Source organism: Bradyrhizobium sp. UBA2491 (genome assembly GCF_002341725.1).
Lineage (GTDB): Bacteria > Pseudomonadota > Alphaproteobacteria > Rhizobiales > Xanthobacteraceae > Bradyrhizobium.
In genome coordinates this window covers 100,526-112,715 of sequence record NZ_DDOP01000039.1, presented here as the reverse complement: position 1 = coordinate 112,715, position 12,190 = coordinate 100,526, and the positions used below count along the sequence as shown (strand labels likewise).

General features: G+C 66.3%; 9 protein-coding genes. All 9 read right to left on the bottom strand.

Going from position 1 to position 12,190, the window contains the following annotated elements; translation table 11 throughout:
- Positions 1 to 76 precede the first annotated feature (76 nt).
- Positions 77 to 514: an SRPBCC family protein gene (locus tag B2W55_RS11805; RefSeq protein WP_016847814.1), complete on the bottom strand. Its 438-nt coding sequence runs from the start codon at positions 512 to 514 to the stop codon at positions 77 to 79.
- A 9-nt stretch (positions 515 to 523) separates the two neighbouring features.
- Positions 524 to 3,415 (bottom strand): flotillin family protein, encoded by a 2,892-nt coding sequence (locus B2W55_RS11800; RefSeq protein ID WP_024583047.1) that lies wholly within the window; start codon positions 3,413 to 3,415, stop codon positions 524 to 526.
- A gap of 26 nt (positions 3,416 to 3,441) precedes the next feature.
- Positions 3,442 to 4,275, bottom strand: coding sequence for a phosphoenolpyruvate hydrolase family protein (locus B2W55_RS11795; RefSeq protein ID WP_024583048.1), 834 nt, complete (start codon positions 4,273 to 4,275; stop codon positions 3,442 to 3,444).
- 3 nt (positions 4,276 to 4,278) lie between these two features.
- Positions 4,279 to 6,489, bottom strand: a complete 2,211-nt coding sequence (locus tag B2W55_RS11790) for an ABC transporter permease (RefSeq protein ID WP_024583049.1) — start codon at positions 6,487 to 6,489, stop codon at positions 4,279 to 4,281.
- On the bottom strand, positions 6,482 to 7,264 hold the full coding sequence (locus tag B2W55_RS11785; RefSeq protein ID WP_024583050.1) for an ABC transporter ATP-binding protein: 783 nt from the start codon (positions 7,262 to 7,264) through the stop codon (positions 6,482 to 6,484). Before B2W55_RS11785 ends, B2W55_RS11790 begins: the two co-directional genes overlap by 8 nt.
- Positions 7,257 to 8,342: a branched-chain amino acid ABC transporter permease gene (locus B2W55_RS11780; RefSeq protein ID WP_024583051.1), complete on the bottom strand. Its 1,086-nt coding sequence runs from the start codon at positions 8,340 to 8,342 to the stop codon at positions 7,257 to 7,259. Before B2W55_RS11780 ends, B2W55_RS11785 begins: the two co-directional genes overlap by 8 nt.
- A gap of 1 nt (position 8,343) precedes the next feature.
- Positions 8,344 to 9,354: a branched-chain amino acid ABC transporter permease gene (locus B2W55_RS11775; protein WP_024583052.1), complete on the bottom strand. Its 1,011-nt coding sequence runs from the start codon at positions 9,352 to 9,354 to the stop codon at positions 8,344 to 8,346.
- A 130-nt stretch (positions 9,355 to 9,484) separates the two neighbouring features.
- The gene (locus B2W55_RS11770) at positions 9,485 to 10,300 is read right to left on the bottom strand and encodes a helix-turn-helix transcriptional regulator (RefSeq protein ID WP_024583053.1); all 816 of its coding nucleotides are present in this window, start codon (positions 10,298 to 10,300) and stop codon (positions 9,485 to 9,487) included.
- A 136-nt stretch (positions 10,301 to 10,436) separates the two neighbouring features.
- The gene (locus B2W55_RS11765) at positions 10,437 to 11,687 is read right to left on the bottom strand and encodes an ABC transporter substrate-binding protein (RefSeq protein ID WP_024583054.1); all 1,251 of its coding nucleotides are present in this window, start codon (positions 11,685 to 11,687) and stop codon (positions 10,437 to 10,439) included.
- Positions 11,688 to 12,190 lie beyond the last annotated feature (503 nt).

Below are 12,190 nucleotides of genomic sequence, written 5' to 3'. Positions count from 1 at the left end.
CTCACCCCAACCCTCTCCCCGCAAGCGGGGCGAGGGGGCGCAGTGTGCCTTGATCGGAGCAGTCGCGATCACGTCTTCATCCCCCGAATGCCCGTTTCAGCGCGTCGAAGCCGCCCTGAAACACGCCGCCGCCGATATTGTTGACGAGCTCGGCCTCGCGCTCCGGCGCGCAATCGAACTCGGCGGTCCATTCCAGGAAGGTCTGGTCGCCATCGGTGACCGGCGTCAGCCGCAGGGTCGCGACGTAGTTCTCGACGCCCATCGGCGATTCGAGGATCGAGTACGTGCAGAACATGTCGTAGTCGGACAGCCCGAGCAGCTTCTCGCGGATGCGATCGCCGTTGCGCAGCCGGAAATCCCTGACGCAGCCGATCTTGTCCGAGGGCTCGCCGCCCTCGATCCGGCTTTCCGCGATCGCGGGATGCCAGTTCGGCAGGCCGTTGAAGTCGCGTACGCGGGCCCAGACCCTGTCGTTGCGGGCGTTGACGACGGTGGAGACGTAGACTCGTGCCATGGCGCGGGCTCAGTCCTTCTTGCGTGACGGGCGTTCGGAGCGCGGTTCGCCGCCGCCCTCGGGCGCTGCGGGCTTGGCATCGCCATCGCTCTTGCGCGCGGCATCCTTGATGCCCTGCATGTCGCGGGCCTCGCGGATCAGGCCGGGCATCTTGGCGAGACTACCGCCCTCGACGCCGATATCCGACAGGATCGAGTCGATCAGCGGCGCCTGCACCCGATAACGTAGCGCCGAGTCGATCACCTCGTCGGTGGCGCTGCGGCCGCTGCCGTTGCCATGGCCGTTGCCGTTGAGGCCATCGACCTGGAGGATGCGGATGCCTTCGATCTTCTCCATCGGCTTGACGCTCTCGCGCACGATGCCCTCGATGCGATCGAGCAGCTTGCGGCGGAACAGCGAGTAGCGCGCCTGATCGGTCAGCACGTTCTCGGCCTCGTTGAGCATCCGCTGCGCTTCGGCCTCGACCGCGGCACGGACGCGCTCGGCTTCGGCCGCGATCCTTGTCTCCTCGGCCTGCTTCTCGGCCAGCAGCACCTCGACCGTCTTGCGCCGCTTGGCGATCTCGCTCTCGCGGGCGGTGACGACGCGCTCGGCCGCTTCCGTCGCGTGGATCCGGGCGTCCTCGGCCGCGGCGCGCGCCGCGGATTCCTCCAACGATTTCTGATGCAGCGCGATGGCCTTCTCCATCAGCGCGGTCTCGACGTCCTTCTCGCGATTGACCTCGAGCTTGCGCAGCTCGCGCTCGCGGCCGATGCGGGCCTCGTCGAGTCCACGGTCGGAGGCAATCCGCGCGCGCTCCACTTCCTCGCGGGCCGCGATCTCGGCCTCTTGCAGCGACTGGTTGCGGGCGACTTCGAGTTGCTCGATCGCACGCCGTCGTGCGATCCGCGCGGCTTCCAGCGCCTGCTCGCGCGAGACGTCTGTGGTGTCGACCTCCTTGCGGGCGGTGATCTCGGCCTGCCGGACCTGCCGGTCGGCGTCGATCCGCTCGGAGCGCTTGGCGGCCAGCGCGATCACGCGCTCCTCGTCGGCGAGCTCGATGGTCTTCTTCTGGTCGATGTTGAGCACCTCGCGGGTCCGGGAGGAGGCGATCCGCTCGCTCTCCAGCGTCAGCTCGACATCGATCCGCTGCCGCTCGATGGCGTCGCGGCGCCTCAGCTCGGCGGCCTCGATCGCCTCAGTGCGCTCGATCTCCAGCCCGCGCGTGTCCCGCTCTGCACGGATGCGCTGCGCGGCGACCGACTTCTCCTGCGTAATGCGCGCTGCCTCGATTGCCTCACGCGAGGCGATGTCGGCCTCCTCGATCGCGCGGGTGCGGGCGATTTCGAGTGCCCGGACATGCTCTTCCTGGGCGATCCGCGACGCTTCGGTGGCCTCGCGGGCGCTGATGCCGGCGATCTCGACCGCCTGGTTGCGCTCGATCTCCAGCTTGCGCGTGGTGTGGTCGGCCGCGATGCGCTCGGCGGCCAGTGTCTTTTCTCTGATGATGCGGGCGGCCTCCACCGCCTTCTGCGCCTCGATCTCCGCTTCCTGGATGGTGCGTACTTGCTGGATCTCCAGCGCGCGGGTGCGCTCGTCGGAGGAGATGCGTTCCACATTGACCGTCATGGTCTGGGCAATGCGCGCCTTCTCGGTCGCCTCGCGGGCCGCGATCTCGGCCTCGTCGACCGCGCGGGTGCGCTCGATCTCGCGACGACGGGTCTCCTCCTCATTGGCGATGCGAGCATCGGTGACGACGCGGTCCTGCTGGATGCGGGCCTTCTCGATCGCTTCACGCGCGGCGATCTCGGCCTCCTCGACCGTGCGCATCCGCTCGATCTCGCGCTGGCGTACCTCGCGCTCCGACGCTATGCGGGTGGTGTCGACCGAGCGCTGGTTGGCGATCCGGACCTTCTCGATCTCCTCGCGGGCCAGGAGCTCCTTCTCCTCGACCGCGCGGGTTCGCTCGATCTCCTTGTGCCGGGTCTCGCGTTCGGAGGCGATGCGGGCTTCGGTGATCGCCTGCTCGTTGGCGATGCGCGACTTCTCGATCGCTTCCCGCGCCAGGATCTGGGCCTGCTCGGCCTCGGTTTCGCGTAGCGCGCGCTCGCGGGCCACCTCGGTGCGCTGCAAAGCGCGGCGCATCTCGATGTCGCGCTCCTGTTCGAGGCGGGCGGTTTCGCTTTCGCGCTCGATCTCCAGCGCCTGACGCTCCGCCTCCAGATTGCGGGACCGGATCTTGATCATCGAGTCCTGCTCGATGTCGTTGCGGAGCTTGCGCTTGGCCTCGATGTCCTCCATCAGCCGGGTCAAGCCTTCGGCATCGAAGCGGTTCGAGGGGTTGAAATATTCGAGGTCGGTCTGGTCGAGATCGGTGATCGCGACCGACTCCAACTCCAGGCCGTTCTGCGCCAGCGCCTCGGCGGCATTGGCCTTGACGCGCGCGACATAGTCGCCGCGCTGCTCGTGCATCTGTTCCATCGTCATCTCTGACGCAACCGAGCGGATCGCGGAGATGAACTTGCCTGACAGCAGGGTGTGGAGTTGCTCCGGCTCCATGGTACGGCGGCCGAGCGTCGCGGCGGCGATCGAGACGGCGTCGCGGGTCGGCTGGACCCGGACATAGAAATCGGCCTCGATGTCGACGCGCATGCGGTCGCGGGTGATCACGGCATCCTGCCGGGAACGCACGATCCCCATCGGCAGCACGTTCATGTTGACCGGCGTATAGTCGTGGATGAACGGCAGCACGAAGGCGCCGCCATTGATCACCACCCGCTCGCCCATGAAACCGGTGCGGACGAAGGAGACCTCCTTCGATGAGCGATGATACAGCCAGTTCACGACATAGACGATGATGATGATCGCGACGATTGCGACGATGAGCCAGAGGATCAATTCACCGACCAGCATCCCCGACATCTCTTCCTCCCTTGGTCACGGCGGCTCTAGCGCGCGCCGATCGCCTTGAATTTGCGAACCTGTTCCGTCAGCGCCCGCTCGACCGGCAGGCGCTCCATCGAGGAAGCGCCGTAAAAGCCGTGACAGTTGCGGGTCTTCTTCATGATGAAATCGGCGTCGGCGGGGTCCGCGATCGGACCGCCATGCGCGAGCACGATGATGTTCGAATTGACGCTGAGCGCGGCCTCCGCCCAGGCCTCGATGCGGGCGGGACAGTCGGCGAGCTTGAGCGCGGTCTGGGCGCCGATCGTGCCGCCGGTGGTGAGGCCCATATGGCAGACGATGATGTCGGCACCCGCGATCGCCATCGCGGTCGCTTCCTGCTCGCTGAACACATAGGGCGTGGTCAGCATGTCCTTATCGTTCGCTTTCGCGATCATGTCGATCTCGAGCGCGTAGGACATGCCGGTTTCTTCGAGATTGGCGCGAAAGGTGCCATCGATCAGGCCGACGGTCGGAAAATTCTGCACGCCGGCGAAGCCGAGTGCCTTGAGTTGGTCGAGGAATACGTCCATGTCGCGGAACGGGTCGGTGCCGTTGACGCCGGCGAGCACCGGCGTGCTGGTCACGACCGGCAGGACTTCGGCGGCCATCTCGATGACGATCGCGTTGGCATCGCCGTAGGGCATCAGTCCGGCCAGCGAGCCGCGGCCGGCCATGCGGTAGCGCCCGGAATTGTAGATCACGATCAGGTCGACGCCGCCGGCTTCCTCGCATTTCGCCGAAAGTCCGGTGCCGGCGCCGCCGCCGACGATCGGCTCGCCGCGTGCGATCATGGCGTGAAACTTCTTCAACAGTGCCGCGCGTTCAAACCTCGCCATGGGTCACCTCGCCACTCTGCGCCGGCCACCGGAGCGTCCGAGCAAGGGGCGGAACGCGTTGACGATGGCAGCGGTGAACTCGGGATCGTTGATGTTGCGCTTGACGCGAATGATCTGGCGGTTGCCGGTCTGGCGCACGGTGCGCTCCAGCGCGCGGAACAGCGCGGCGTCGGCATCGGGATCCCAGAACGGCTGGTCCGGCGCATCGAGCGCGGAGACGCCGCCCTCGGGCAGGAAGAAGCGCACCGGCCCATCCATCTGGTTGAGGCGTTCGCCGATCCAGCGGCCCATCCGCTCGTTCTCTTCCGGCGTGGTCCGCATCAAGGTGACCTGCGGATTATGGACGTGGAATTTGCGCTGCCGGTAACGCTCCGGGATGGTGTCAGGCGCGCCGAAGTTGACCATGTCCAGCGCGCCGACCGAGCCGACATAGGGCACACGGTTGCGGATGATGGCGCCGAAGCGATCCTCGGTGGCCGGGAACACGCCGCCCATCAGGAGGTCGCAGACTTCGGTCGTGGTGAGATCGATCACGCCGGCGAGCTGTCCGGATTCGACCAGCTTTTCCATCGAGCGGCCGCCGACGCCGGTGGCGTGGAACACGAGACACTCGAAATCCTCGCGCAGGTCGGCCGCGATCTTCTGCACGGCCGGCGTGGTGACGCCGAACATGGTGATGCCGATGGCAGGAAGACCGGCGTTCGTCTCACGCTGCTTGCCGGCCTGGTCGTCGAGCCGAGCCTTGACCATGCCGACCAGCGCATGGGCGCCGTTGCCGAGCACGGCGCGCGAGATCGAGTTGAGGCCCTGCACGTCGGTGACCGAATACATCATGGTGATGTCGGCGGGCCCGACATAGGGACCGACGTCGCCGGAGGCGACCGAGGAGATGATGAGCTTGGGCACGCCGACCGGCAGCGTACGCATGCCGGGGGCGACGAGGGAGGCGCCGCCGGAGCCGCCGGCCGAAATGATGCCGGCGACATTGCCCTGCCGTCGCAGCCACCGCTCGAACGCGTCCGCCATCGCCGTCACCGAGGCGCCGCGATCGGCGCCGAAGACGCCGGAGCCGCCGCGGCCGTGATTCAGCGCGATCTCCTGCGCGGTGACGTCGCAGCTCGCCGCCTTGCCGCTGGTCGAGACATCGACCAGTCGCGTGCGCAGGCCGCTACCCGTGATGATATCGCGGATGAAGCGCAGCTCTGCGCCCTTGGTGTCTAGCGTGCCGACTACCAGTACGACCGGTGGTCCTGACGTCCTTGTCGCCGTTGGCTCGCGTCGCTGCCGCGTGGCCTCTTCAAGCCGTGCGACGCCGGTCGACTGCGTCCGCGCTGCGGCTTCGATGCGCGCGATTGGCACCGGCTGCGACCAGCGCGTCGGCAGCACGGGATTGGAGATGTAGATGCGGACCGGTCCCTTGCGCTCCGGCTGCGGTGCGCTGGCAGCTTCCGCTTTCGCGGTAGCAGCCCCGGCGTCGGTCTCGTCCGTGCCGTGGGTACCGACGCCGAGCAGCCGCTGCTGCAACTCGCGATCGGTGGCGAGGCGGGCGGAGTCGATGATGCGATTGATCCGGCCATTGACCATGATCGCGACGTTGCGCGACACCGCCGTTGCGACGCCGATATTCTGCTCGATGACCAGGACCGAGATGTCGCCTTCATCGCCGAGCCGCAGCAGCATGTCCTCGACCTGCGCGACGATCACGGGCGCGAGGCCCTCGGTCGGCTCGTCCATGATCAGGAGTTGCGGGTTCGTCAGCAGCGCGCGCGAGATCGCCAGCATCTGCTGCTCGCCGCCGGAGAGCTGGTTGCCGCCATTGGTCTTGCGCTCGGCGAGCCGCGGGAACGTGTCGTAGATGCGCTCGATGGTCCAGGCGCCACGGCGCAGGCCGCCGGCGAGCGCAAGGTGTTCGTCGACGGTCAGCGAGCGCCACAGGCGCCGTCCCTGCGGCACGTAGCCGACACCGAGCCGGGCAATCCGCGCCGGATTGAGTTTTGTGACTTCCTCGCCGCGAATCCGGATCGAACCACCGTTGGCGCGGACCAGGCCCATGATCGCCTTGCACAACGTGGTCTTGCCCATGCCGTTGCGGCCGACCACCGAGAACACCCCGGTGTCGAGCGTGAGATCGACGCCCTGTAGCGCGTGCGAATGGCCGTAATAGACGTCGAGGCCCTTCACTTCGAGCGCGTGCGCGGCGCGGCGGTCATTCATGGCCGCCTCCAAGATAAAGCTCTTGCACCTCGGGATCGGATTCGATCTCGCGCGGCAGGCCCTCCTTGAAGATGCGGCCATTGTGCATCATCGTCACGCTCTCGACGACGCGCAGCGCGACGTCCATGTCGTGCTCGATGATGATGTAGCCGATATGCGCCGGCAGCGAGGTCAGGATCTCGATCAGCTCGCGCCGCTCGGTCGGCGACAGTCCGGCAGCCGGCTCGTCGAACAGGATGAAGCGCGGCGCGCCGGCCAGCGCCAACGCGATCTCGAGCTGGCGCTGCTGGCCATGCGCGAGCTCGGCGACGCGCTGGTCCTTGACGCCGGTGAGGTGCACGGCCTGCACCAGCGTCTCGGTTGCGTGCATCAGCGCGTCGTTCTGTCCGGGGCGCAGGAACGAGAAGCGGCCGCGCGAGACGCCGCGGCAGGCGAGGTAGACGTTGTCCTGCACGGTGAGGCCGGGGAACAGCGCCGAGATCTGATAGGTGCGGCGCAAGCCCCGGCGGATGCGCTCATAGGGCGGGAACTGGGTGATGTCCTCGCCGAAGAAGCGGATCGTGCCGGAGGAGGGCGGGAAGTCGCCGGTGATGCAGTTGAACAGCGTAGTCTTGCCGGCGCCGTTCGAGCCGAGCACGGCGCGTCGTTCGCCGGGACGCACCGTGATGGTGACGTCGGTCAGCGCCGCCAGCGCGCCGAATAGCCGCGTCACGCCGCGCAATTCCAGCGCTGCGCCGGCGCCGACCGCTGATAGCCGTTGCGCGACGCTATCCATGGCGGCCTCCGCCCGGACGTTGCGTCGAGGTCGTATTGCGGCGCCGCCAGCGCTCCCACAGCCCGATCACGCCGTCGGACGACCAGAACACGATGGCGAGGAAGCCGAGCCCGATCAGCAGCCGGAAGCGGTTGCCGTCGAGCCCGAGCTTGATCAGCACGTCGAGCGCGAAGGTGCGCAGCAGCACGAAGATCAGCGCGCCGATGAACGGGCCGATTGGCCGCGTGATGCCGCCGACCACGGCGATGATCAGGACATCGATGCAAGCGCCGACGCTGACCGAGCCGGGCGAGATCTGGCGGTAGTTCCAGACCTGCAACACGCCGCCGAGTGCGGCGATGAAGGCCGCGAAGGCGTAGGCCGCGATGCGGTGGGCATTGGGGTTGAAGCCGAGCGCCGCCATGCGCCGCGAGTTGTCGCGCACGCCTTGCAACGCGAGGCCGAACGGCGCCCGCGAGACATATTGGACCGCGAAGTAGCAGACCGCGGCGACGCCGAGCGTCACATAATAGAAGGCGATATCGGAACGCCAGTCGACGCCCCAGAAATGCGGCGTCGCGACGGTGTTGAGGCCGGTATGGCCGTTGAAGATCGCCCAGTTCTGATTGGTGAAATAGTAGAACGCGGCGCCGATCGCCAGCGTGATCATGATGGTGTAGATGCCCTCGGTGCGCACCGCGAGCGCGCCGCCGAGCGTGCCGAACAGCGTCCCCAGCGCCAGTGCCATCGGCGTTGCCAGCCACCACGGCCAGCCGAGGCTGATATTGGTGCTGCCGCTGACGCCGAACACCGCGACCATGTAGCCGGCGAAGCCCGCGATGGTGAGCTGCATCAGGCTGACCATGCCGCCATAGCCGGCGAGGAACATCAGGCTCAATGCGATGATGCCGAGGATCAGCGTGGTGGCGAAGATCTCGATCAGGAAGAAGCCGTTGGCGATCAGCGGCATGATCACGAGGATCAGCGCGACCAGCCAGGCCGCCGGGTTCTGGAATTCCGGCCAGGCGCCGATCAGCGCGCGGCGGGTCGCGTTGGCGGATCGGTCGGGACGAAGCTGGGTGCTCTGCAGCAACGACATCTCATCGCCTCGCGAGCAGGCCCTGCGGCCGCAGCGCCAGCACCAGCACCATGATCAGGAAGGTGACGACGATGGCGTAGGTCGGGATGTAGACCGAGCCGAGCTGCTCGGCGAGCCCGATGATCACGGCGCCGAGCGCGGCCCCCGGGATCGAGCCCATGCCGCCGACGATCACGACCACCAGCGAGGCGAGCAGGAAGCGCGTGTCCTCGCCCGGCGACAGCGACTGGAAGGTGCCGCCGACGACGCCGGCGATGCCGGCAAGCCCCGCGCCGAGCGCGAACACCAGCACGAACACCAGCTGGATCCGTACCCCGGTCGCAGCGAGAATGTCGCGGTCATCGACGCCGGCGCGCACGATCATGCCGATCCGGGTGCGGTTAAGCGCCAGCCACATCGCGATCCCGATCATGACTGACGCGGCGAGGATAACGAGCCGCACCAGCGGATATTGCAGATAGACCGGCTCGCCGGAGGATTTGAACGCGGTCAGCAGCGGCAGCTGCACCGGGCCGATCAGCCAGCTCGGGGTCTGGACCTGGTAGAAGTCGCCGCCGAACACCCACAGCATCAGGTCGGCGAACACGATCGAGAGCCCGATCGTGACCATGGTCTGCCTGAGGTCCTGCCCCTCCATGCGGCGGAACACGGCGATTTGCAGGATCACCCCGACGAGCGCCACCGCGATGAAGGCGACGATGAAGGACAGGATCCAGGACCCGGTCCAGGTGCTGACGGCATAGCCGACATAGCCGCCGAACAGATAGAGCGAGCCGTGCGCGAGGTTGACGTTGCGCATCAGGCCGAAGATTAGCGTGAAGCCGCTCGCCACCAGGAAATACAGCCCGCCCAGCGTGATGCCGTTCAGCACGGCGTTGAGGAACACGCGCTTGCGGCCAACAGCGGCTTCCAGTCCCGGCGGCCAGATCGCGAACACCAGCCACGCGAGCACCGCGACCGCGATGATCACGATCAGCGCCCAGGCCGGATGGCGTTCGATGAACCTGGCCATCTCCGTCGCGTTTCCCTCTGACGTCGCGACCGTCTGTCGGGTCGCGTGCCGCGCATCCTACCGAGGGCGAAAGCTCCGGATTTGATCGAGAGTATCTTTTATCGCGGCTCCATCGTTGCGCGGAACTCGTTCACGGCCGCAACACCTTGGCGGCGCGGCGATAGTCGGTCGGGGCCATGCCGACATTGGCGGCGAAGAAGCGGGTGAAGCCGCTCTGCGACGAGAAGCCGAGATCGAAGCCGATATCGGCGATCGGGGATTCGGTCGCCACCAGCGCGTCGAGCGCCTGCTCCATGATCAGCGTGTTCATGTAGAGGTGAGGGGTGACGCCGGTTTGGGTGCGGAACAGCCGATAGAAGTGCGGCCGCGACAGCCCGGCCTCGCGTGCGATCGCATCGAGCTCGATCTCGGCGCCGGGGCTTTCCGACATCAGCCGGATCGACTTGCGGACCCGAAAATCGGTTACCGCGGCGGCCGTTGGCGCACTCCCGGCGGTCTGCCAGCTCTCCTCGTAGCAGGAATCGATCAGTTGCCGGAGCTCGCAATCGAGGCTGCGCAGCGACGGCGCACCGCACACCAGCGCTGCGGTGCGGCGGATCAGCCGGTCGAGTGCCTCGGTGCGCGGAAAGAAGGTGCGGCCGAACCGCATCCCCTGCGCATTCGCCGTCGGCGTGAACCATTCGGCGTTGACATAGAGCACGAAGAAGATCGCGCCATGGGCCATGTCGGTCGGCAGAAAATTATGCGGTTCCCACGGGTTGACCGCAACCACGGTGTCGTCCTTGAGCAGCAGGCGCTGATCGGAGACGTCGATCTGCGCCGGCGTCCCGCCGACATGAAAGATCAAGTGACCTTCGCGGTGCGCGTGCACGTTGAAGGGACGGTTCAACTGATAGACCGTCGCGCGACCAAACCGGCCGTGGAAGACGGCAAGCGCCCTGCTCATGCCTCCCCTCCCGCGGGATGTTCTTGTCTTTTCGACAAGCGTTCATCATCCGCCCGCGGAAAGCAAGGGCGAGCAGGGCCGTTGATGCAACCGCGCATCATGCCGCGGCCACTTTGCCTGCACTGCAACAAATACGTCAGTACTTCTTGCACTCCGGGACCGTGCGGCTCGGCAGGCCGATCTTGGCGAAAACCGCCGGATCGTAACCCAGCGTCTGGTTGACGTTCGGGATCACCTTCACGACCTTGCTGAACAGCGCTCCCTTGCCGTCATCAACCACTTCAGTGACGAAGTTGGTGCCGATCGCCTGGCGGTTGGCGTCGAGCTTGATCTTGCCGTTCGGCGCGTCGATCTCGATCTTCGCCAGCGCATCCTTGAGCTTGGCCTGGTTGTTGGAGAGATCGCCATTGACCTGACGCAGCGCCAGGATCAGGGCCATCGTCGAGTCGTAATAGTTGGTGGCGAGCAGCGACGGGCTCGGGAAGCGCTTGGCCGGCGGGAAGGCGTCCTGGTAGGCCTTGACGAATTTCTGCCAGCCCGGATCTTCCCAGGTATCGGCCTGACCGCTCGCGGCGATGGTGCCGACCAGCGCGTTCTTGGCGCTGCCCTTCGACGACAGGATGGTCTGGTCGATCATGATCGAGCCGCCCATCAGATGCGCCTTGCCGCCCGCCTGCTGATACTGGTTGAGGAAGTTGACGGCGTCGGCGCCGCCGAGGCCGAGATAGATCGCATCGACATCGTCGGGGAGGGCTGCGATGACGGAGGCGAAGTCCTTGGTGCCAAGCGGCACCCATTGCCGGCTCGTGACCTGGCCGCCGGCGCCGCAGAATTCGAGCACCAGGCCGAACACCTGGGTGTAGATGAAGGAATAGTCCTCGCCGACGGTCGCGATCTTGCGATAACCCTTGGTCTCATAGGCGTATTTGCCGAGGCCGACCTGCCACTGGGCGCCGTCCATGTTGTAGCGGAAGAAGTTCGGCGCCGGATCGACATAGGTTGCTTCCTGCGCACCGGAGGCGGCGTTGACGAAGGTCAGCTCGGGCTTGGTTTTCGCAAAGTTCTTCACCGCGATGCCTTCGTCGCCGGACAGCGGCGACAGCAGGATCTGCACCTTGTCCTGCTCGATCAGCTTGCGTACCGCGCGCACCGCGGAGTCCGGCGTCGCGTCGGTCGAGGCGACCACGAATTCGAGTTCCTTGTCGCCGATCTTCTTGCCGAGCACATTGAGTGCCGTCTGGAAGCCGCGCATGCCGTCCTCGCCGAGCACGGTGTAGGTGCCCTCGAGCGTCGCGGTGACACCGACCTTGATCTTCTCCTGGGCGAACGCCGTGCCTGATAGCAACAGGCTGCTCAACGCAATCAGTCCCAAACTGCCTTTCAACATCGTTCTCCTCCCTCTGTGTTGTCACCGGCGTCCACGCGGCACGAAGGCTGATGGGCGTCCGGTTGTTGCCGGCAAAGCTAGCCGAAGGCAGGCGCGGCGCGGATGTCGTCGCCGCGGGAGTGCTTAACGGGCAGTCTCATTTTGATTGTTGCGCCGCAGCGCGGTTCGCGGCGCAATGTCGCGGAGACTTCTCAGTGCCGTCACCCGCGAAAAGTATCCGCGGGCGATGACACGTGCGTGGGACGAGACTTTTTCCCCGCGTCGTCCCGGCGCAGGCCGGGACCCATACGCCGCAGCGGACGTTGTCGGCGAGACTCGTCGTTCCGGCATCGCGCAACAATTTTCATTTGGGGTAATGGGTCCCGGCCTTCGCCGGGACGACGGTGAATGTGAGGCACGGCCGGTGAATCACAACTTCGCATTCTCGCGACATGATTTGCCCGAGGTTTGCTTCTTGTCTCGCCCTCATCTCGAAGAGGGCACAGGGAAAGCCGGGTGCCGAT